Genomic DNA, 22,347 nt, shown 5'->3' on the forward strand with positions numbered 1-22,347 from the left:
CCGCGCCTGTTCATGGGCGCGTGGCTTTTGTTCTTTTGGCCGCGTGGCTTGCCGTCTATTCAGCGGCGTCCAGCGATGTGTTCTTGTTCGCCGGTGCCTCTGACTTGGGGGGCTGAGAAGGGCCATCGGCAAGGGCCGGTTCCGCGAAATCTGTCATGTCCCATTGCATGAGCGGTGATTTCACCCGGCGGGCCTCGCGACGCAACGCCCAGTCACGTGCGGCGCGGCTTCCTCGGCCCAAAGACATCTTGGCAAGAAGCTCTCCTGTCCAGAACAGATATGTCGAGAACCAGACACGTGCCGCCAGCATAGAAGGCGTGAAGACCAGTGTCAGAACGGTCGCGATACCAAGGCCGAACACCACGGCCGTGGCCAGCTGTGTCCACCACAGCGATGTCGGGCTTTCGAAGGAATAACCGCCACTCACAAAGTCCAGCGACAGACCGAACATCATCGGGGCCAGTCCGGCCATGGTGGTGATCGTGGTCAAGAGCACCGGACGAATACGCGCCTGTGCCGTGCGGACAATCGCATCAATGCGTGGCATGTACTGCGAATATTCCTGATAGGTGTCGATCAGAACGATGTTGTTGTTCACCACGATCCCCGCCAGCGCCACAACGCCGGTACCGGTCATGATGATCGAGAAGGGCTGGTTCATGACCAGCATGCCGATCAGAACACCTGTGGTCGACAGGACCACCGCCAGCAACACCAGCGTGGCGTTGTAAAAGCTGTTGAACTGGGCCAGCAGGATGATGAACATCAACGCCAGCGCGGCGCCAAAGGCCTGTCCAAGGAAGGCCTGGCTCTCTGCCTGATCCTCCTGGTCGCCGGTCCATTCCCAATCGATCCCCTTCGGGAAGGGGTTGCCTTCCAACCATTGTGTCAACGCTGCAATCCGTTCGTTTGCGGTCAGAACCGTCGCGGTAAATCCGCGATCTGCATATTCTTTCTGCAAACCGGAATCGGCTTCCCAAAGCGCGGTTTCCATGACTTCGGACTCACCGGTTTCGGCATTGGTCAGCACGGTCAGCCCTGCGGCCACGTCGGATTTGATGTCGAAATAGCGCTTTTGATCTACACGGTTGATTTCGGCCAGCTTCGCAACAGGCTTGCGCGTGATGAAGTTTGACAGGGGCACAAGACCGTCAGCCGTGCGCACCTTGAGCGTGTCCAGTGTCGACAGCACACGGTCTTCTTCCGGCAACCGGACGCGAATTTCGATTTCCTCATCAGACGAGTCGACACGCATCGTATCAAGAAGGATGCCACGGGTAACAAGCTGGACCATGGCACCAACCGTTGCGGTGTCCGCGCCATAGCGGCCTGCCTTGGCAACATCGACGTCGATCTGCCAGTCAATGCCGGGCAGGGGACGCGAGTCTTCGATACGGGCCAGACCGGGTGTCGTCTCGAACGCGTGTACCGCAATATCCGCCGCATCCAGCAGGTCGTTCCAGTCATCGCCTTTGATGCGCAGGTGAACCGGTTTGGCCGAGGCCGGACCACGGTTGGCTTCGAGGATTTCGATCTGGGCACCGGGGATGAGTTTCAGTTCTGCCTCGATTTCGGCAAGAACCGTATTGCCGTCCCATTGCGGGTTTTTCACATCGCGATGGATATCAATGTTCAGGAACGGCACCGTGAACCATTTTTCGCGCTGAATGGGGCGGTCTCCCCATGCGATCGTTTCCAGCTGAACCTGACCAATGGTATCTTTCGGCGCTTGTGCACCGCCCGTGTTGTTGCGCAGGCCACCTTCGCCGGCAAAGGCAAAGGCTGTTTTGATGCCGGGATGCGCCAGAACGATTTCTTCGGCTTGGCGCACAAGATCATCTTCCTGTTCCAGCGACAGGTTTCCCCGTGCCCGAACATAGATGATGGCGGCTTCCGGTTCGGATTCGACAAAGAATTCGACGCCGTTGTTGTTGGACCCGAAGTAGGTGAAGGTTACGCCCACCGCGATGAAAACACTTGCAATGGCAACAAGTGGCATAAGGGGACGCGCCACAAGCATGTGGATAAAGTCACCAAACAGGTTGCGCTGGTATTCGGTGGTGCTGTGCAGTTTTTCCTTCTTGGGGAAGACCTTGCGCCATAGAAAGCTGGCTATTTCTCCGATGGAGGTAAAGATCGAGCCGAATGACAGCAGGATTACAGCGTCTGAAATCAATGCCGTCGCGACCAAAACGATGATCCCAGTGATTGACAGGAACACCATGAGATAACCCGGAATCACGTCCCGTACGATGTCTGTGCCCATAGTGGCAAAACGGGTGCCAATGGAGTCAGCCAGGAAGCCGATCCCTGCGACCGAAATTGCGACGCCAATCAATGCGGCTACAAAAGTCGCGATCCGGAGGTACCACTTCAGGTTGGCCAGTTGCTGCGCATAGTGGCGCACCAAACGTTCCAGACGACCTGCGAGGCCACCCAGAACAGGCAAGTAGACCAATGCCACTACAAGAGATGCCGACAGAACAAAGATCAAGGTAATGGGCAGCATTTCCATGAATTGGCCGGGGACACCGGGCCAGAACAGCATTGGCAAGAACGCGCAAAGCGTCGTCGCCGTAGAAGACACGATGGGCCAGAACATCCGCTTGGCCGCCTCGACATAGGCGTGCATCGGGCCTACGCCTTCTTTGATGCGTTTGTCGGCGTATTCGACCACAACAATGGCCCCGTCCACCAACATACCCACCGCAAGGATCAGACCGAACATCACCATGTTCGAAATCGTGACGCCCATCATAGCCAAGAAGGCGAAACACAACAGGAACGATGTCGGAATCGCAAAGCCAACAAGCAGGGCGGCACGCAAACCGAGGGCCGCAAGAACCACAATCATCACAAGGGCAATCGCTGTCAGGACCGAGCCTTCAAGCTGGCGTACCATGGATGCGACAACAACGGATTGGTCATTCGACGTGCCTACTTCGACTGCAGCACGCAATTCCGGCGGCCATTCAGCGCTCGATTCCTCAACCAGTTCGCGCACGATCCGCGCCGTGTCGATCAGGTTGAACCCTTTGCGTTTGACCACCTGCAGGGCCACGGTGGTTTCATTGTTGAAACGCGCGGTTCCAAGACGGTCTTCAAACGTGAGATTGATCTGGGCGAGATCACCGAGCGTGACGATCCGGTCGCCGTTCGTTTTCACGGGCAGGTCATACACATCACGCGGTTCGGTAAAGGATGACGGCAATTTAACTGCGAATTTACCCTGAGCGGTTTCGACATCGCCAGCAGGGATCATCTGGTTGTTGTTGCGCACAACATTGATCAATTCGGTCGCCGTGACATTGTAGGATTCAAGTCGCAGCGGGTCGATCACCACTTCGAGCATCTCGTCGCGGCCACCGGCAAGGCCGGCCTCCAACACCGCATCAAGCGACTCGATATCATCCTGAAGGTCGTTTGCGATCTGCGTCATGGTCCGTTCGGGAACGTCACCGGTCAGATTCACGATGATGATCGGGAATTCCGAAAAGTTGATCTCGTTGATGGTGTACTTTTCGTACCCTTCGGGGAAGTTTGCCTCGGCAGTGCTCATGGCATCGCGGACGTCGGCCATAACCGCCGTTTTGTCCCAGCCGAAATCAAACTCGAGAAACAGGCCGGCATAGCTTTCGCCGGCGGTAGCGGACATGGAATCAAGCCCGTCGAGATCCGCCAGCTCGGTTTCCATCGGCTTGATCAAAAGCTTTTCGGCATCTTCCGCCGAAATGCCGGGGAAGGGAACAGAAATGAAGAGAGCCGGAATTTGGATATCCGGCTCTCCTTCTTTGGGCAGGCCCATATAGGCGGTGCCACCGATGATCAGCGACACCAATACAAACGCCATTACCATTCGGGCGCGCGTTGCGGCCCAGTCTACGATGCCACTCATAAGCGGGGCTCCTCAAAGACAGGCTCTACCTTGACGCCTTCTACCACGTATTCTTGACCGATGATGATCACATCCGCCTGATCCGGCAATCCACCAACCCAGATCCCGTCAATCGAATCGCGCAGCAATTCAACCGGTACAAACGCAACGGTGTTGCCTTCGACTACAATGCGGACACCAAGCGTGCCTTCGTCGTTAAGTGTCAAAGCAGATTGAGGAAGAAGATGCGCATCCGCGCCATCCGACGCAATCGCGATTTCTGCGGTTTGTCCGTCGCGGAAGGCCAGATCGGGGTTTGGAACGTTGATCTCTACGCGGAAGGTGCGCGTGGTCGAATCTGCCGAGCGGGATAGAAATGCCACCTGACCTGTCACGTCTTGGCCGGTGGTCAGACGTGCGCCTGCCATGGCGCCGATTTTCACGCGGTTCACTTCGGTTTCTGGTACGAAACCCACCACTTTGATCGGGTTGAGACGGATAACCGTTGCGCACAAGGAACCGGGCTGCAAAAGGCTGCCCAACTCGGCGGTATCTGATTCAAGCAGCCCCGCAAAAGGGGCTGTGATTGTCAGGCGCTCGATTTCGCGTTCTGCAGCGGCGACAGACGCTTCGGCAGACTGTATACCCGCCTGTGTCGATTGCAATCCTGATTTGGCGGCCTGAACACTTGCCTCGGCGGCGCGAACCGACGCTTCGGCAGATGCGACGCGTGTTTCTGACGCAAACCCGCCCTCAATCAGCTTGATTGCGGCGTTTGAATTGATACGGGCCTCTTCCAGGCGTGCGATGGCTTCGTGAAGGCGGGCTTCGGTTTCGGGAACGCGTGCCTGCGCTTCGGCAAGACGGGCCTCGGCCTCGGCCAGAGAGGCCTGACGCGTGCCGGGGTCCAGTTCGCACATGATCTGACCCTCTTCCACCATGGTTCCCTTGCGAAGGGGGGCGGACATCACCTGGGCGGATGTTTCGGCGCGCACATCAACCTGCCGGTCTGCTTCGGTCTGACCTCGCAACACAACCGCGCTGTCAATCACCTGTGCTTTTGAATGAATGGCCACAACGCGCACAAATGTGTCTGTTTCCGAGGCATCTTCCGCTTCGGACGTCTCGGTGACCACAACATCTTCAGGTGTCTCTGGTGTTTGCGACGTCAATCTGTCACGTTCGAAGACGATAAAATATAGCAGGATCGACACCAAAACGGCGGTGATCAATGGCACGATGCGCATTAGAAGTATCCCTAGCGATTATATATTTTACCCAGCGAGATAATGGCATTGGCAGAGAATGCAAGCAGTCCTCTAAAAAAAGTGAACTAACCGGTTCATTTTGATCACGCGAGGGGTCACAGGCAGTTCATCGCAACCCGTTCCCAAGGGCAAGGCTTGGCAGCCCGCCAGCTTCGCGTTAAGAGGGGGCAAATCAAAGGGGTTACGGCGTGAGCGATACCGACAGTTTCATCGAAGAAGTCACCGAAGAGGTCCGCCGCGACCGGATGTTCACTTATATGCGCCGCTATGGCTGGATCGCAGTCACATTTGTGGTTGTGCTGGTTGGTGGCGCGGCCGTGAATGAATATTTCAAGGCCACGGCGCTGTCTGATGCTCAGGCAAACGGCGACTCGGTTGTTGCGGCATTGTCAAAGAACGATGTGTCCGAACGTATCGCGGCATTGGAAGCGCTTCAGGCCAACCCGGCAGAAGCACAGACCGTTGTGGATCTGCTGTTGGCTACAGAACAGCTGTCGACAGGGGATCGCGCTGCAAGTGCCGCAACTCTGGAAGGCATCTCTGCGTCTTCGGTTGAGCAACCCGCCATCTATAACCAGATCGCCCTGTTCAAATCCGTTTTGGCACGTGGCGCCGAAGCGTCGGTCGAGGAACGCCGCGCATTGCTGGCGCCGCTGGCATCTCCGGGCGCACCTTTGGCGCTTTTGGCGCAGGAACAGCTTGCCTTGCTTGATCTGGAAGAAGGAAATGCCGACGCCGCAATGGTAAAATTGCAGAACATCAATGCCGATGCTTCTGTGACTGCGGGCTTGCGTCAACGTACAAGTCGGTTGATTGTAGCATTGGGTGGTGATCTGCCCGAACTTGCCGCACCGGCGGTAAGTCAATAAGAAACGAAGCGATTGGTTGAATAGACCACACGGGAGCCGATGCAGTGAACACGCGGAACTGGATATTGGCGCTGTCAGGCGCAACGATGCTTGCAGCCTGTGCCGAAAAGGATGTGATCCTGCCCGGCCAGCGCGAAGACTTGCGCGCGGAAGATACCGTGGCAGACGTGGTCAACGAGCGTCGCGCGATCAGTGTTCCGGCACAAACGCGCAACAGCAGCTGGACACACCGGATCGGCACACAGGCCTTTCGCGTTTCCAACGCCTCGCTTTCGACCTTTCCACAATTGGCATGGTCTGCCGGAATCGGTGAGGGCAACAGCCGCAAGAACCGCATGAGCGCAGACCCGGTTGCCGCAGACGGTCTTATCTATACCATCGACAGCCAGGCCAAATTGCAGGCCACTGCCACGAATGGCGGCGTGGTCTGGACCCGTGATTTGACACCACCGCGTGACGATTCCGAAGACGCCCTTGGCGGCGGATTGGCCTATGGCAGCGGCAAGCTGTTTGTGGCCACCGGATTCGGCTCGATGGTTGCCCTGAACCCGAAAACGGGTGCCGTTCTTTGGGAACAGGAACTGGGCGGCATCGGAAGCGGATCTCCGACGGTGTTTGGCGATCTTGTCTATATCGTCTCTGGTGATGACAACGGCTGGGCGCTGGAAGTTGAAACCGGCCGGATTGCGTGGCAATTGTCGTCGGTTCCAAATGTAAACAACATCATGAGCGCGGCAGCACCTGCGCTGAATGACCGGTTCGCCATTTTCCCATTCGGCTCGGGCGAATTGCAGGCGACGTTCCGCAATGGCGGTTTCCGCGTCTGGGACGCGGGTATTTCTGGCGAACGCCCCGGACGAGCACGCAGCAAAATCGGTGATATTTCCGGTGATCCGGTCATTGAAGGCAGCAAAGTCTACGCCGCCAACCACTCGGGCCGTATTGTGGCGCTCAACATTGAGTCCGGAGAACGTCTCTGGACCGCGACCGAAGGCGCCTTGGGGCCGGTTTGGCCCGTGGGCGGTTCCGTCTTTATGGTCAATGACCGCAACAAGCTGTTGCGCCTTGATTCCAAGGACGGCAGCGTGATCTGGTCTGTCGACCTGCCCAAGTTTGTAGAAAGCCGCCCGACACGTCAGGCCGCTTTGTATGCGCATTATGGTCCTATCCTTGCAGGAGGGCGCCTTGTTGTTGCCTCTTCGGATGGTCTGTTGCGCATCTTTGATCCTGCCTCTGGCGCACAGGTTCACGCCGTTGAAATTCCCGGTGGTGCAGCCTCGAGTCCGATCGTTATGAACGGAACTCTTTACGTCGTTGGTGGGAAAGGTAATTTGCACGCTTTCCGTTGACGCCGAAATAGTATATCGCGACGTCTTCAAGACTGTCGGAGACATCAGATGAGTTTTTCGCTCGCCATCGTGGGCCGCCCAAATGTGGGCAAATCCACCCTGTTCAATCGCCTTGTGGGCAAAAAGCTGGCTTTGGTCGACGACCAACCCGGGGTTACGCGCGATCTGCGCGAAGGCGAAGCACGGCTTGGTGATCTGCGGTTTACCGTCATCGACACCGCCGGTCTGGAAGATGCGACAGACGACAGCCTTCAGGGCCGGATGCGCCGCCTGACCGAACGCGCCGTGGACATGGCAGATATCTGCCTGTTTATGATTGATGCGCGGGCAGGGGTGACGCCAACCGATATGATTTTTGCGGAAATCCTGCGCAAAAAGTCGGCCCATGTGATTTTGGCTGCAAACAAGGGCGAAGGCTCTGCTGCGGACGCGGGCGTGATCGAAGCCTATTCTCTGGGTCTTGGAGAACCAATTCGTCTTTCGGCAGAACACGGTGAAGGTCTCAACGATCTTTATTCGCAGCTGATGCCGTTGGCTGACGAGTTTGAAAAACATGCCGTGGACACTAGCCCCGAAGTTGATATCGATCTGGATGAAGATGACGAGCATACGGATGATGTTCCCATGCCAACTTCTTCGAAACCTTTGCAAATTGCTGTGGTTGGTCGCCCGAATGCGGGCAAGTCCACACTGATCAACAAGATCATTGGCGAAGACCGGTTGTTGACCGGTCCCGAAGCCGGAATCACGCGAGACGCCATCAGTTTGCGGACCGAATGGCAGGAAACACCGATCCGTATCTTTGACACGGCTGGTATGCGCAAAAAGGCCAAGGTGCAGGACAAGGTTGAAAAACTGTCCGTGTCTGACGGATTGCGTGCGGTGAAGTTTGCCGAAGTCGTTGTTGTGCTTCTGGATGCGGCCATTCCGTTTGAACAGCAGGATTTGCGGATTGCCGACCTTGCCGAACGCGAGGGGCGGGCCGTTGTTGTTGCCGTGAACAAATGGGACATCGAAGACAGCAAACAGGAAAAGCTGCGCGATTTGAAAGAGTCGTTCACACGCCTGTTGCCACAGTTGCGCGGCGCGCCGCTGATTACGGTCTCGGCCAAAACCGGCCGTGGTCTCGACCGTTTGCATGATGCCATCATGCGCGCCTATGAGGTCTGGAATCGCCGGATCACCACGGCGCAGTTGAACCGCTGGTTAACGGGGATGCTGGAACAGCACCCGCCGCCCGCACCGCAAGGCAAGCGCATCAAATTGCGCTATATGACCCAAGCCAAAACCCGTCCACCGGGATTTGTTGTCATGTGTTCGCACCCTGACAAAATGCCGGAAAGCTATTCGCGGTATCTTGTGAATGGTCTGCGCGAAGACTTTGACATGCCGGGCACGCCGATTCGACTGATGATGCGCGGCCAGAACGACAAAAACCCTTACAAAGGGAAAAAGAAGGCACCGCCTTCGAAGTTGCGTAAACATATCAAGGGGCGCCGCGACTAGGACCTTTGTCGCTTTAGCCTCTCAGAAAAAGCCTTTTATTATGTCCCGCGTATGTGCATTGTCATGCGCGGGACATTTATTTGTTGCATTGTTTGTTTGTTGACATATCTGCCTTTCTACAGGGGTGGTCGAGGGAGTTCGGAATGGAAATTCGTGAACGTTTGCAGAAATATACTGTCAAAGACGATCGCATCGCTGCGCTCAGTTTCTTTGGGACCTTTGCGGTTTATTTTTTGACGCTCTATCTGGCCGTTGTCTATCGCGAGCTATGGTACGTGTTCATCCCCGCGGGTTTGATAAGCGCTTTTGCCGCCGTGCGCCTCTATGTGTTGCAGCATGATTGCGGGCACGCATCGCTGTTTTCGGCGCGCAAAGCCAATGACCTCGGCGGGTATGCCCTGTCCGTGTTTTCGATGGCGCCCTATGCCATCATGCGCCACAACCACAATATGCACCATTCGCATCTGGGCAATCTGGACCACCGGGAAACTGGCGAGATCCACACCATGACATTGCGCGAATGGAACGAAGCAGGGTTTTGGGACCGGTTGACCTATCGTTTGTATCGCAACCCATTCATTCTGATCCCGCTCGGATCTGCCTTTACCTATTTTATTCGGTATCGCTGGCCCAAAAACGCCAGTGAAATCGGGCTGTCCGGCCTGTTCTGGCACAATGTTGCGTTGGCGGTCTGGATCGGTGCGCTGTACCTGATGGCGGGCTGGGCCGGTCTTGGTGTTTGGATGTTCTGGGGCTTTGTGGGCGGCATGATCGGCGTGTTCCTCGTGTACCTGCAGCACAATTTCGAAGACACTTATTGGGATCGTCGCCCTGATCTCGATCCGCGCCTCGCCGCGCTTCAGGGCTCGTCTGCTCTCGATCTGGGGTGGTGGATGGATCTCGGGTCGGCCAACATCGCCTATCACGATATCCACCACTATAACGCTCGCATTCCTTCGTACCGCCTGCGCAAGGCCCATCAGGAAATCCGCGACGAATATGATTTGCGGACAATCCGTTGGCCAGAGGCGTTGCGGTCTTTCAAGCTCAAACTTTGGGATGAGGATCAGGAACGGCTTGTGCCCTATCCGAAAACACGGTCAACCAGTGCCCTGACACCGGCCGAGTGATCCCAAAGCGGGTCCTTTGACTCAAAAAAGCCGCGCTGGATCAGCGCGGCTTTTTCGCATTTACGGGGCCTTTTTCAGACCAGCGAGCCGTCGGCCGCCAACGTAGTCTTGCCACCCAGATAGGGGTGCAGAACCTCGGGCAGAACCACAGAGCCGTCTTCCTGCTGACCGTTCTCAAGAACGGCGATCAAGCAACGCCCAACAGCCAGCCCAGATCCATTCAGCGTGTGAACGAACTCTGGCTTGCCGCCCTCGGATGGTTTGAAGCGTGCGTTCATGCGACGTGCCTGAAAATCACCACAGACCGAGACCGAGCTGATTTCACGATAGGTGTTCTGACCGGGCAACCAGACTTCGATGTCGTGGGTGCGTTGCGCGCCAAAACCCATGTCGCCGGTGCACAGAACAACCGTGCGATAGGCCAGTCCTAGACGTTCCAGAATGCCTTGGGCACATTCCGTCATCCGGTCCAGCTCAGCGCGCGAGTCTTCGGGTTTGGTGATCGACACCATTTCGACTTTTTCAAACTGGTGCTGGCGCAGCATGCCGGATGTATCGCGACCGGCGCTGCCGGCCTCGGAACGGAAGCACTGCGTATGCGCCACCATGCGACGGGGCAGGGTGGCCTCGTCGACGGTTTCACCGTTTACCGTGTTGGTCAGCGTGACTTCGGCGGTCGGAACCAGCCACCAACCATTGGTGGTTTCATAAGAGTCTTCGCCAAACTTGGGCAACTGGCCGGTGCCAAACATCATTTCTGGCTTCACAAGGACGGGGGTCCATGTTTCGGTCAGCCCGTTTTCATCAATATGCGTGTTCAGCATAAACTGTGCCAAGGCACGGTGGATACGTGCAACGGCACCGCTCAGCACGACAAAACGCGAACCGGACAGCTTTGCCGCCGTTTCAAAATCCATGCCCGGCTTTACGCCTTCCAGCTCGAAGTGCTCTTTGGGCGCAAAGGCATATTCCCCCGGCGTGCCCCAGCGGTGCACCTCGACGTTGTCGTCCTCGTCCGCGCCTTCCGGCGTGTCTTCGAACGGCAGGTTGGGAATGCCCATCAGCGTATCGTTCAGCTTTTGGTCAAGCGCTTTGGCTTCGTTCTGCATGTCGGCGACTTCGGCCTTTTTCTCGCCCACAAGAGCACGCAGACGTTCGAACTCGGCCTCGTTGCCGCTGGCTTTGGCGGCGCCCACTTCTTTGGCGGCCTTTTTCTGGTCTGCCTGTGCGGCTTCGGCGGCCTGAATCTTGGCGCGGCGCTCGGCATCCAGCTCAAGGATTGACGACGACATCGGCTCGGCTCCACGGCGGGCGAGGGCGGCGTCGAAAGCGGCCGGATTTTCGCGGATGGCACGGATGTCATGCATGTCATTTGTCCTTGGTTACTGTGAATCAGTGTTTCAACGCGCGCCTTATGCACGAGTTTGATGTGTTGTTACAGAGTGCACATCACGGGAACAAGAATTCATCAACGCGTGCGGCCAGTGTCGCCGCGCCATTGCCGGCGGAAACAACCCCCACGACGCGCCAGCCATCGTTTGTTTGCAACAGGATCGGCCCGCCAGAGTTTCCCGATCTCACGGCGCATTCCAGCCAGAGAGCAGCGCCATTGGGATGACCGCCACAGCCAAACCCCGCACTTAACATATGCGGGCGGTCACTGGTGTATCCGATGATTGCAAACTGGCCCCGTTCGGGGGAGGGGGCAACAGGAATGGGGGTAACAGGGATCGGCGCAGACAGGGTCAGCACCGCCATATCGTAAGGGTATTGAATGCCGTTCATGGCAATTGCCTTCGGGTGCAATTCAACCGAAGCCGGTTTGGCCGCCGCAACATAGCTGCCCCTGAGCCAGCCCGCGACAAAAGTGATGTCTTCCAACGCGAACGGGCTGAGGTCGGCGCGTAACACGCAATGCGCGGCGGTCAGCACGCGGTCCGGCGCAATCAATGTTCCCGAACACATGCTGCGCCGGTTGTACCCCGCAATGTTGATGCGCCCGATCGCATGCCAGTTTCCATGGGCCTCGGCCGGCACCATCGACAAAGGCTGGGCAAAGCAGGACGATGCCCAGAATATGAAAAGCAGGATGGTACGAAACATGCCTCAAACCTGCCCATTCGTGGGCCTTGGCACAAGTCCTCGGGGGAAAGAGATGCCCAATGGTTGTTTTGTGCGGAAAATGCCGCTTCACGAGGGCGTTTCCCGCCTTGCATAACAAGGCGTGGACACATAGGTTCCTGCAAAATCTGTGGGACAGGTGTTTCCCAAACCAAGCTTACAAAGGAATGTCAAAATGGACGCCAGCGCAATCGGTCAGTTTCTGCCACTCATCCTGATCTTCGCGATCATGTATTTCCTGCTGATCCGCCCTCAGCAAAAGAAAGTCAAAGAGCACCAGGGCATGGTTGACGCATTGCGTCGTGGTGATCAGGTTGTGACCCAAGGTGGCGTAATCGGCAAAGTTTCGAAGGTCAAAGAAGACAACGAAATCGAAGTCGAAATTGCTGATGGCGTCAAAGTACGCGTGGTCAAAGCCACCATTGCACAGGTTCTGAGCAAGACCGAGCCAGCAAGCGCTGAATAATCCGCCCTAACACCCAACGACAAGGCTGCAATTATGCTGCAAATCGACCTTTGGAAACGGGTCCTTATCTGGGCCGTTTGTGCGTTCGGGCTGCTTATGGCTCTGCCCAACGCTTTTTACGAAAGGGTCGAGGCGCATAACGACGCCACGGCCGCGCTTGAACTTGGCTATTCCGGAAACGGTCTGGAAGAGCAGGCCGCGATGTGGCCCAACTGGATGCCGTCGTCTTTGGTTAATCTCGGTCTCGACCTTCGGGGCGGGGCCCATCTTCTTGCCGAAGTGCAGGTCGAGGACGTCTATGAGGCCCGCATCAAGTCGATGTGGCCCGAGGTGCGTGATCTTCTTCGCGAAGAGCGCGGTACGATTGGCACGATCCGGCTTCAGCCTTCTGATGTAGACGAGTTGCGCATCAAGGTATCGCAACCCGAAAACATCGGTCGCGCGGAAGAACTGGTGCGCGGACTGGCCCGACCAGTTGCCTCTTTGGCGGCGGCGGGTGCCTCGGACATCGTTGTCGACACGGACGGTGGCGAACTTGTCATTACCCTGTCCGAAGCCGAAAAACTGGCCACGGATGAACGCACGGTTCAACAAGCCCTTGAAATCATTCGCCGCCGTATCGACGAAGTCGGCACGCGCGAACCCACAATCCAGCGTCAGGGTGCAGATCGCATTCTGATTCAGGTGCCTGGCATCGGGTCTGCGGCGGAACTCAAGGAAATCATCGGGACCACTGCGCAGCTGACCTTTAGCCCTGTTATCGGTCGCGGCAGCAATCCGGATGCCAACCCGGGCGTTGGCAATGAAATCCTGCCATCTCTGGATGAAGAAGGTGTGTATTACACCATTGAATCCGCTCCGGTTGTGACCGGTGAAGAACTGGTTGATGCGCAACCGTCCTTTGACCAGAACAACCGTCCGGCTGTTTCTTTCCGGTTTAACCCAACCGGTGCCCGCAAGTTTGGCAACTATACTGCTGAAAACATCGGGTCACCTTTTGCGATCGTACTGGACGGAGAAGTTGTGTCTGCTCCTGTCATCCAAGCTCACATCTCGGGTGGATCCGGTATCATCACGGGCCGTTTTTCGGTTGAAGAAAGCACCAACCTCGCGGTTCTGCTGCGCGCTGGTGCCTTGCCTGCGGGTCTCGAGTTTCTTGAAGAACGCACCATCGGGCCAGAGCTTGGCCAAGACAGCATCGAGGCAGGGCGCATTGCCTGTATCGTCGCCTTCGTAGGTGTTCTGGTCTTTATGTTCCTGAGCTATGGCACTTTCGGGCTGTTCGCCAATATTGCCTTGATCATCAACGTTGGTCTTATCTTTGGTCTGTTGTCCATGATCGGCGCGACACTGACCCTTCCGGGGATTGCCGGTATCGTTCTGACCATCGGTATGGCGGTTGACGCCAATGTTCTGGTGTTCGAGCGTATCCGCGAAGAATTGCAATCTGCCAAAGGTCCGGCACGTGCCATCGACCTTGGGTATGAAAAGGCACTGAGCGCCATTTTGGACGCCAACATCACCACCTTCATCACTGCTGCGATCCTGTTTGCAGTCGGGTCCGGACCGGTTCGTGGCTTTGCCATTACGCTGGGGCTGGGCATCATGACATCCGTGTTCACCGCGATCTTTGTCACCCGTTTGATTGTGGTGATCTGGTTCGAACGCCGCCGTCCCAAGACAATCGAGGTATAAGCCATGCGACTGAGACTTGTTCCCAAGGACACGAAGTGGGATTTCTTCAGCCGTCCTTTGATGTGGCTGGGTATTTCCGGGCTTTTGATTGTGTTGTCGCTGGGCAGCTTTTTCGCCCAGGGCCTTAATTTTGGTATCGACTTTCGTGGCGGGACCACGATCCGGACCGAAAGCGCTCAGGCCGTTGTTGTGGCCGACTATCGCAGCGCGCTTGTGCCGCTCGAACTGGGTGATGTGACCATCACCGAGGTGTTTGACCCCAATTTCGACGCGGACGAACACGTGACAATGATCCGTATTCAGGCCCAGGACGGTCAGGAAGCGGTTACCGCTGACGTTGTCAGAAAGGTACAGACCGCGCTGCAAACAGTGGCGCCTGATATCTCGTTTGTCTCGGTTGAATCAGTCGGCCCCAAAGTTTCGGGCGAGTTGATCCAGACAGCCGTCATCGCGGTTCTTCTGGCGATTGCCGCCGTGCTGATCTATATCTGGCTGCGGTTTGAATGGCAGTTCGCCATGGGGGCGGTTGCTGCTTTGGTGCACGACGTGATTTTGACGATTGGTGTGTTCTCGGTTGTGCAAATCCGGTTTGACCTTGCCATCATCGCGGCGCTTTTGACCATCGTTGGCTATTCATTGAACGATACCGTGGTTGTGTTTGACCGGGTCCGTGAAAACCTGCGCAAATACAAAAAGCTCGAGTTGAAAGAGGTCCTGAACCTGTCGATCAACGAAACCCTGAGCCGGACGGTCATGACCTCGGTCACAACCCTTCTGGCGCTGATTTCGCTGTTTGTGCTGGGTGGGGACGTCATCCGTGGCTTCGTATTCGCGATGATCTGGGGTGTCGTTGTCGGGACCTATTCGTCGATCTTTGTGGCGTCGACCGTTCTGTTGAAGTTGGGGGTCAAGCGCGACTGGTCCAAACCATCGAACAACTCAGGCAATCAATTCGCCAACATTGATGCCTGATCTTCTGACCCAGGCGCTGGCCCTTCCGGGCCTGCCCTGGGTCATTCTTGCTGCTTTCGTCGCTGGTATCGTGCGCGGCTTTAGCGGGTTTGGCACGGCCCTCGTTTATCTGCCTGTTGCGGCCCAGTTCATGCCGCCGGTCTGGGCCATCCTGAGCGTCGCCGCGATGGATATCCTTGGCCCGCTTCCCAACATTCCCAATGCTATCAAAGTCGGTCACAAGCGGGATCTGATGCGCCTGTTTGCAGGTGTCATTGTTGCGCTGCCTGTTGGGCTTTGGGTGTTGACCAGCGTTGATCCGGATGTGTTTCGATATGCCGTTTCCATATTGGCCATCGGGATGCTGGGGATTTTGGGATTGGGCATGCGGTATCGCGGCCAGATCACACCGCCGATGGTCTATGGTATTGGCGGCGCCGGTGGTTTCCTCGGGGGGGCCGCAGGGCTGCCGGGGCCGCCCGTGATCGTGTTCTACATGGCAAGCCCGCACGGGCCATCCGTGATCCGGGCCAACACGATGGTCTTTTTATTTGGCTATGACCTGTTGCTGATTGCCGTGCTGGCCGTGACCAGCAGATTGGAACCGCTTCCATTTGTGATCGGCCTTGTGCTGACACTGCCTGCGCTCTTGGGGAATATTGTCGGGGGCGCTATATTCAACCCAGACCGCGAACGGACGTACCGTGCAGTGGCTTATGTGATTATCGCAATGTCGGCCTTATCCGGCTTGCCGTTCTGGTCCGAGGGAGGCCACCCATGAATTTGAGTGAAGTTGTCTATGCGGATGCCATTCCGATCGAGGGCTATGGCCCGGGGTTCTTCCGCATTGGCGGAGAAAAGATTGATGGCGCCGCGATTATCCACGCAAAAGGCGCGCGCAGCTGGGGCGGCTACGAAGACCTGCAACCCATTTTGGATCTCAAGGACCAGATCGACTTTGTTTTGATGGGAACGGGCGCAAACATGGTGCATGTCCCCAAAGAGTTTAAGACCGCCCTCGAAGAGGCCGGAATTGGCGTCGAGTTGATGGCGTCACCCTCGGCCTGTCGCACGTATAATGTGCTGGCGTCCGAAGGTCGGCGGATGGCGGCGGTTTTGTTGCCCGTGTGAGGTGCAACCGCACCACGTTTTCCGCAGGCCCGTTGGGCCGTTTCAATTTTGCCCCAAGGTGGCAATCGGTAATCACGGCTTTCCTTGATTCACCTCAATGCGGTTGGGCGTGCGCTTGGCGATAGAAGGGGACATCCGGCAAAATTGCTTTTGTCGGAACCGCTTATGGGCTAATGCAAACCTATGACTTTGACCGTTTCTGACCTGACAATCTCGCGCGGCGGCATTCCGGTGCTCGAAGGACTGAATTTCTCGCTGGAACCGGGAGGTGCGCTTGTGTTGCGCGGGCCAAACGGCGTTGGGAAAACCACCTTGCTGCGCACGGTTGCCGGTTTACAGCCCGCCGTTGCCGGCACTGTAGAGTGTGACCCGGAAAGCATTGCCTATGCCGCCCACAGTGACGGTTTGAAGGGGATGCTGACCGTTTCCGAAAACCTGCATTTCTGGGCGGATATCTTCGGAACCAAAGGCATCGACGCGGCCCTGAAAGGCTTTGATCTAGAAGGATTGGTAGACCGTCCGGCATCCGCGCTTTCTGCGGGGCAGAAACGCCGGTTGGGTCTGGCCCGTTTGTTGGTGACAGGACGGCCCATCTGGATTTTGGATGAGCCGACCGTCTCGCTGGATGTGGCATCCGTTGAAATGTTTGCCGATGCCGTGCGGGCGCATCTGGCCGCTGGCGGCTCGGCGTTGATTGCGACCCATATTGATTTGGGGCTTGAGGCCGAAGTGTTTGATGTTGGCCCTTATCGTGCCAAACCCGAAAACTCGACAGATGCCTTTAGCGGCAGCTTTGACGAGGGCTTCCTATGATCGCCTTGCTGGTGCGTGACATGAAGCTTGCCATGCGGGCAGGGGGCGGTTTTGGCCTTGGGTTGGCCTTTTTCCTGATTGTGACCGTGCTGGTCCCTTTCGGAGTGGGGCCGGAAAGTGGCCTTTTGTCCAAAATTGCACCGGGCATTTTGTGGCTGGGAGCCTTGCTGGCATGCCTGTTGTCGCTTGACCGTATTTTTGCGCTGGATTGGGAAGACGGGTCTCTTGATCTTTTGGCGACATCCCCTCTGCCGATGGAGGGCGTTGTCACGATCAAGGCGCTGGCCCATTGGTTAACCACAGGACTTCCTCTTTGTCTTGCTGCGCCGCTGTTTGGTTTGCTGCTCAGCCTGCCGGATACGGGATATGTCTGGCTTGTTCTGTCGCTGGTGATTGGAACGCCGGCCTTGTCCGTAGTGGGTACATTTGGCGCCGCTTTGACCGTTGGCCTGAAACGGGGCGGGCTTTTGTTGTCGCTCTTGGTGCTGCCTTTGTATGTACCGACATTGATTTTCGGGGCCGAAGTGGCACGTCGCGGGGCCTTGGGGATGGACGCCATGACGCCCCTTTTGATGCTGGGCGGTATAACCGCAGGTACAATTGCACTATTGCCCTTCGCCAGTGCCTTGGTTTTGCGGGTCAATTTGCGTTAAGAATGCATGGAAGTGAATGTGACTCGGGTTTAACCCAGATCAAGGAAGCGCGCGCGGCTCACTGTCATGTGAAATGCAAAAGCCTAAAGAGGCATATAGGGAAGAGACATGGGGTCAATCTGGGAATACGCAAATCCGGTAAAGTTCGTCCGGACGTCAGAAATTGTTCTGCCTTGGGTGTCGGTCATTGCCATGGTCACGCTGGTGGTTGGCCTTGTCTGGGGCTTTTTCTTTACGCCTGACGACTACCGGCAAGGCTCGACCGTTAAGATCATTTACCTGCACGTACCGGCGGCTCTTATGGCCATCAACGTGTGGTTCATGATGTTGGTGACCTCGTTGATCTGGCTGATCCGGCGCCACCACGTCTCTGCACTTGCTGCCAAGGCCGCAGCACCGGTTGGGATTATCATGACCGTGATCGCATTGGTCACCGGAGCCATCTGGGGCCAGCCGATGTGGGGCACCTGGTGGGCATGGGACCCGCGCCTGACCTCGTTCTTGATCCTGTTCCTGTTTTATCTTGGTTACATCGCCCTGTGGGAAGCCATCGACAATCCCGATACAGCGGCCGATCTGACGGCTGTTTTGTGCATCGTGGGGTCTGTTTTCGCGGTGCTCAGCCGGTATGCCGTGAACTTCTGGAACCAGGGGTTGCACCAGGGGGCCTCGTTGTCATTGGACAAGGAAGAAAACGTGGCGGATGTATTCTCGACACCGCTTTATATTTGCATGGTCGGCTTTGGCTTTTTGTTCATCGCTCTGGTGTTTTTGCGCACCCGCACTGAAATTCATAAACGCCGCACCAAAGCGTTGCTGGCACGGGAGAGACTGGGATGATGCCTGATCTTGGAAAATATGCAGATACGGTTCTGTCGGCCTATCTGGTCTCGATCGTGCTGTTGGTGGTTCTGGTCGCAATGAGCCTTCGCGCATCTCGCAAGGCGCGCGCCGATCTCGAACAAGTGGAGACACGTCGCCGTGGCTAAAGTATCCCCGTTAATGATTGCGCCGCCCCTGATTTTTGCAGGGTTGGCGGCGTTGTTCTTCTTTGGAATGTCGCGTGAAAATCCGGATGAACTGCCGACGGCGCTGGCGGGTAAAGTGGCCCCCGCGGTCGCGTTGGAGCCGTTCGGCGACAGGGAAGGGTTCGATTCCGAAACCCTCAAAGACGGCAAGGTCAAGCTTGTGAACTTCTGGGCAAGCTGGTGCGCGCCTTGTCGCGTCGAACATCCAACATTGATGCAGCTTGAGGCAGAAGGCGTTGCGATCTACGGGATCAATTACAAAGACTCCTTTGCCAACGGCAACAAATTCCTGACCGATCTTGGCGACCCCTTTCTGGCAATCGGAAGCGACCCAAAGGGGCGCATGGCGTTGAACTGGGGCGTATATGGTGTTCCCGAAACCTATCTGGTGGATGGCGAAGGCCGCATCGTCACCCGCGTTGCGGGGCCTTTGACACAGCGTGAACTGAATGACCGCATTCTTCCCAAACTCAAGGAACTGGGCATCCAGTTCTAGCAGGGTCACAGACCGTTCCGGATGACCCGAAAATGCAAAAGCCCCGGTGTAATCACCGGGGCTTTGTTTTTGGTTGCAAGGCCTATTGTTATGATTTGGCCAAGTCGCGCAGCACATAGTGCAGAACGCCACCGTTTTCGATGTATTCAATCTCGGGCGCTGTATCGATCCGGCATTTCAACATGATGGTCTTGGTTGTGCCGTCTGCGAACGTGATGTCACAAGGCAATTCCTGCAGCGGCTCAACTGTGTCCAGACCGGTGATTGATACGGTTTCGGCACCCGTCAGGCCAAGGGTTTTGCGGGTGTCGCCATTTGTAAACTCAAACGGAACCACGCCCATGCCCACAAGATTAGACCTGTGGATGCGCTCAAAGGACTCGGCGATAACGGCCTTGATACCCAACAGCGCCGTGCCCTTTGCCGCCCAGTCACGGGAAGATCCGGCGCCGTATTGTTCACCGCCAAAGACAACCAACGGCGTGCCTGCCTTTTGATAGGCCATTGATGCGTCAAAGACGGATGTCTGGACCCCATCGGGACCTCTGGTATAGCCGCCTTCGACACCATCCAGCATTTCGTTCTTGATGCGGATGTTGGCAAAGGTGCCGCGCATCATGACTTCGTGATTGCCGCGCCGCGACCCATAAGAGTTGAATTCCCGCACGGCGACGCCATGCTCGGTCAGATACTGTCCCGCAGGGCTGCTTTGTGTGAAGGACCCCGCCGGCGAGATGTGGTCGGTTGTCACCATATCCCCGAGAACCAGAAGAACCTTGGCCCCGTTAATGTCCGAGATCGTCCCTTTTTCTGGTCCCATACCTTGGAAATAGGGCGGGTTCTGGATGTAGGTCGATGCCGCAGGCCAGTCATATGTTTCCTGTTCAGGGACTGTGACGCCTCGCCACTTTTCATCACCTTTGAACACGTCGGCGTATTTCGACAGGAATGCATCGCGTGTCACGGTTTTCTGGACCAACTCTGCGATCTCGGTTGTCGAGGGCCAGATGTCCTTGAGGTAAACATCGTTTCCATTCTGGTCTTGGCCAAGAGGATCTGCGGCAAGATTGATATCCAGCGTTCCGGCCAGCGCATAGGCCACCACCAACGGAGGAGAGGCCAGATAGTTGGCCCGTACGTCAGGGGAAATGCGGCCTTCAAAATTTCGATTTCCCGACAAAACCGACGTTGCCACCAGATCGCCTTCGGCAATGGCTTGCGAGATTTCGCTCTGGATCGGGCCGGAATTACCGATACAGGTGGTGCAGCCATAGCCCACAAGGTTAAAGCCAACCGCGTCCAGATCCTTTTGCAGGCCAGCCGCCTCGAGATAGGCCGACACAACCTGCGATCCCGGAGCAAGTGACGTTTTGACCCAAGGTTTGCGGTTCAGCCCCAAGGCCGCCGCCTTGCGTGCAACAAGACCGGCCCCGATCATCACATAAGGGTTCGAGGTGTTGGTGCAGGACGTGATCGAAGCGATGACAACCTTGCCACTTTCCATGGTGTAGTCTTCACCCGAAACGGCAACCTCTTTGCCCATGGGGCGTTTGAAGGTCTCTTCCATCTCTTTGTGAAAGGCGGTTTTCCCGTCGCTCAGCGCCACAAAATCCTGTGGGCGTTTGGGGCCCGAAATGGCCGGCACGATGGTACCCATATCCAGCGTCAATGTGTCGGTATAGATCGGGGCATAATCCGCATCCCGCCAGAACCCGTTTGCCTTGGCATAAGCCTCGACAAGTGCAATGCGGTCTTTGTCGCGTCCGGTGTTTTCAAGATACCGCAGGGTTTCCCCATCAATCGGGAAGAACCCGCAGGTTGCGCCATATTCAGGGGCCATGTTGGCAATGGTTGCGCGATCTGCCAGCGGCAAACGGTCCAGCCCGTTGCCATAGAACTCGACAAACTTGCCGACCACACCCTTTGCACGCAGCATTTCGACGACCTTCAACACAAGATCGGTGCCGGTGGTGCCTTCCATCATTTCGCCAGTGAGCTCAAACCCGATGACCTCGGGGATCAACATGGAGATCGGTTGGCCCAACATGGCGGCTTCGGCCTCGATACCGCCTACGCCCCATCCCAAAACGGCGACCCCATTGACCATCGTGGTGTGGCTGTCGGTGCCGACAAGCGTATCCGGATAGGCGACCTCGTGCCCGTTTTGGTCAGTGTCGGTCCAGACCGTTTGGGCCAGATATTCAAGATTGACCTGATGGCAGATACCTGTGCCAGGGGGCACAACGCGAAAGTTGTTGAACGCGGTTTGACCCCATTTCAGAAAGGTATAGCGCTCCATATTGCGTTCATATTCACGGTCCACATTCATCTGAAACGCACGCGGGTTGCCAAATTCGTCGATCATGACCGAATGGTCGATAACAAGATCCACAGGCACCAGCGGATTGATCTTGGTGGCATCTCCGCCAAGGCTTTTGATGCCGTCCCGCATCGCCGCCAGATCGACCACGGCCGGAACGCCCGTGAAATCCTGCATCAGGACGCGGGCAGGGCGATAGGCAATCTCGCGCGGGTTCCGCCCGCCATTTGCCCCCCATTCGGCAAACGCCTTGATATCGTCGATCGAGACCGAAAATCCGCCATCTTCAAAACGCAGCATATTCTCCAGAACCACCTTGAGCGCTGCTGGCAGGTTCGAGAAATCCCCAAGACCTGCGTCCTGGGCTGCGGGGATCGAATAATAGGACATCGCTGTGCCGTTGACCTCGAGCATTTTTCGGGTATTGGCGGTGTCCTGTCCAACTTGAATAGTCATGGAAAACCCTCCGGAATTTGGTAAATAACAACGCAACAAAATCGGTTGCGCCAACATTGCACACCCAAGTGTTAGCGGATTGTTGCCCTTTGTCCATTGTGCTAGACGTTGCGCGTGAAATGCCTGTGAATACTCAATTGTATCTGGGATTTTTGCGCAGGCTGCCCCAAGGGAATTTGTCCAAGTGGGACAACCTGTCAACCTTCAGTACCTTGCATCCG

Annotated in this window: 19 protein-coding genes; 14 read left to right on the forward strand and 5 right to left on the reverse strand. The window is 56.5% G+C overall.

Annotated features, from left to right (window positions below; all coding sequences use genetic code 11):
• Positions 1-55: 55 nt before the first annotated feature.
• Together PH7735_RS12695 and PH7735_RS12700 are read right to left on the reverse strand one after the other, a co-directional pair.
• On the reverse strand, positions 56-3,895 hold the full coding sequence (locus tag PH7735_RS12695; RefSeq protein WP_058311734.1) for an efflux RND transporter permease subunit: 3,840 nt from the start codon (positions 3,893-3,895) through the stop codon (positions 56-58).
• Positions 3,892-5,121 carry an efflux RND transporter periplasmic adaptor subunit gene (locus PH7735_RS12700; protein ID WP_058311735.1) on the reverse strand — a complete coding sequence of 410 codons (1,230 nt, stop codon included), beginning with the start codon at positions 5,119-5,121 and terminating at the stop codon, positions 3,892-3,894. The genes PH7735_RS12695 and PH7735_RS12700 overlap by 4 nt, the downstream gene beginning before the upstream one ends.
• A gap of 209 nt (positions 5,122-5,330) precedes the next feature.
• Here PH7735_RS12700 and PH7735_RS12705 point away from each other — a divergent pair, with 209 nt between their 5' ends.
• The 4 genes from PH7735_RS12705 to PH7735_RS12720 all read left to right on the forward strand — a co-directional run bounded on the left by PH7735_RS12705 (position 5,331) and on the right by PH7735_RS12720 (position 9,996).
• Positions 5,331-6,011: a tetratricopeptide repeat protein gene (locus tag PH7735_RS12705; protein ID WP_058311736.1), complete on the forward strand. Its 681-nt coding sequence runs from the start codon at positions 5,331-5,333 to the stop codon at positions 6,009-6,011.
• Positions 6,012-6,055: 44 nt separating this feature from the next.
• Positions 6,056-7,360 (forward strand): PQQ-like beta-propeller repeat protein, encoded by a 1,305-nt coding sequence (locus PH7735_RS12710; RefSeq protein WP_233488313.1) that lies wholly within the window; start codon positions 6,056-6,058, stop codon positions 7,358-7,360.
• A 48-nt stretch (positions 7,361-7,408) separates the two neighbouring features.
• Entirely contained in the window at positions 7,409-8,866 is a 1,458-nt protein-coding gene (der, locus tag PH7735_RS12715) for a ribosome biogenesis GTPase Der (protein WP_058311737.1), read from the forward strand.
• A gap of 143 nt (positions 8,867-9,009) precedes the next feature.
• Positions 9,010-9,996: a fatty acid desaturase gene (locus PH7735_RS12720; protein WP_058311738.1), complete on the forward strand. Its 987-nt coding sequence runs from the start codon at positions 9,010-9,012 to the stop codon at positions 9,994-9,996.
• 74 nt (positions 9,997-10,070) lie between these two features.
• Here the strand turns inward: PH7735_RS12720 and serS are convergent, their stop codons facing one another.
• Together serS and PH7735_RS12730 are read right to left on the reverse strand one after the other, a co-directional pair.
• Positions 10,071-11,363 carry a serine--tRNA ligase gene (serS, locus tag PH7735_RS12725; protein ID WP_058311739.1) on the reverse strand — a complete coding sequence of 431 codons (1,293 nt, stop codon included), beginning with the start codon at positions 11,361-11,363 and terminating at the stop codon, positions 10,071-10,073.
• A gap of 82 nt (positions 11,364-11,445) precedes the next feature.
• Positions 11,446-12,099, reverse strand: coding sequence for a trypsin-like serine peptidase (locus tag PH7735_RS12730; protein ID WP_058311740.1), 654 nt, complete (start codon positions 12,097-12,099; stop codon positions 11,446-11,448).
• A gap of 193 nt (positions 12,100-12,292) precedes the next feature.
• Between PH7735_RS12730 and yajC the strand changes: the two genes are divergently transcribed.
• The 10 genes from yajC (at position 12,293) to PH7735_RS12780 (ending at position 19,350) form a co-directional block, all read left to right on the forward strand.
• Complete coding sequence (gene yajC / locus PH7735_RS12735; RefSeq protein WP_058311741.1) at positions 12,293-12,583, forward strand: preprotein translocase subunit YajC; 291 nt, start codon at positions 12,293-12,295, stop codon at positions 12,581-12,583.
• Positions 12,584-12,616: 33 nt separating this feature from the next.
• Positions 12,617-14,278 carry a protein translocase subunit SecD gene (gene secD, locus PH7735_RS12740; protein ID WP_058311742.1) on the forward strand — a complete coding sequence of 554 codons (1,662 nt, stop codon included), beginning with the start codon at positions 12,617-12,619 and terminating at the stop codon, positions 14,276-14,278.
• Between the two features lie 3 nt (positions 14,279-14,281).
• Positions 14,282-15,250, forward strand: a complete 969-nt coding sequence (gene secF / locus PH7735_RS12745; RefSeq protein ID WP_058311743.1) for a protein translocase subunit SecF — start codon at positions 14,282-14,284, stop codon at positions 15,248-15,250.
• Complete coding sequence (locus PH7735_RS12750; RefSeq protein WP_058311744.1) at positions 15,243-16,010, forward strand: sulfite exporter TauE/SafE family protein; 768 nt, start codon at positions 15,243-15,245, stop codon at positions 16,008-16,010. The genes secF and PH7735_RS12750 overlap by 8 nt, the downstream gene beginning before the upstream one ends.
• Positions 16,007-16,360 carry an Mth938-like domain-containing protein gene (locus tag PH7735_RS12755; RefSeq protein WP_058311745.1) on the forward strand — a complete coding sequence of 118 codons (354 nt, stop codon included), beginning with the start codon at positions 16,007-16,009 and terminating at the stop codon, positions 16,358-16,360. The genes PH7735_RS12750 and PH7735_RS12755 overlap by 4 nt, the downstream gene beginning before the upstream one ends.
• A 183-nt stretch (positions 16,361-16,543) precedes the next feature.
• Positions 16,544-17,173 carry a heme ABC exporter ATP-binding protein CcmA gene (ccmA, locus tag PH7735_RS12760; RefSeq protein WP_058311746.1) on the forward strand — a complete coding sequence of 210 codons (630 nt, stop codon included), beginning with the start codon at positions 16,544-16,546 and terminating at the stop codon, positions 17,171-17,173.
• Positions 17,170-17,826: a heme exporter protein CcmB gene (gene ccmB, locus PH7735_RS12765; RefSeq protein ID WP_058311747.1), complete on the forward strand. Its 657-nt coding sequence runs from the start codon at positions 17,170-17,172 to the stop codon at positions 17,824-17,826. Before ccmA ends, ccmB begins: the two co-directional genes overlap by 4 nt.
• Before the next feature lie 108 nt (positions 17,827-17,934).
• Positions 17,935-18,666: a heme ABC transporter permease gene (locus PH7735_RS12770; protein ID WP_058311748.1), complete on the forward strand. Its 732-nt coding sequence runs from the start codon at positions 17,935-17,937 to the stop codon at positions 18,664-18,666.
• Positions 18,663-18,815, forward strand: coding sequence for a heme exporter protein CcmD (gene ccmD, locus PH7735_RS12775; protein WP_199534992.1), 153 nt, complete (start codon positions 18,663-18,665; stop codon positions 18,813-18,815). Before PH7735_RS12770 ends, ccmD begins: the two co-directional genes overlap by 4 nt.
• On the forward strand, positions 18,808-19,350 hold the full coding sequence (locus tag PH7735_RS12780; RefSeq protein WP_082645229.1) for a DsbE family thiol:disulfide interchange protein: 543 nt from the start codon (positions 18,808-18,810) through the stop codon (positions 19,348-19,350). Before ccmD ends, PH7735_RS12780 begins: the two co-directional genes overlap by 8 nt.
• Positions 19,351-19,438: 88 nt before the next feature.
• Here PH7735_RS12780 and acnA read toward each other — a convergent pair whose 3' ends face one another.
• Positions 19,439-22,126, reverse strand: coding sequence for an aconitate hydratase AcnA (gene acnA, locus PH7735_RS12785; RefSeq protein ID WP_058311750.1), 2,688 nt, complete (start codon positions 22,124-22,126; stop codon positions 19,439-19,441).
• Positions 22,127-22,347: the final 221 nt, after the last annotated feature.

This window comes from Shimia thalassica, from assembly GCF_001458215.1.
Classification (GTDB): domain Bacteria; phylum Pseudomonadota; class Alphaproteobacteria; order Rhodobacterales; family Rhodobacteraceae; genus Shimia; species Shimia thalassica.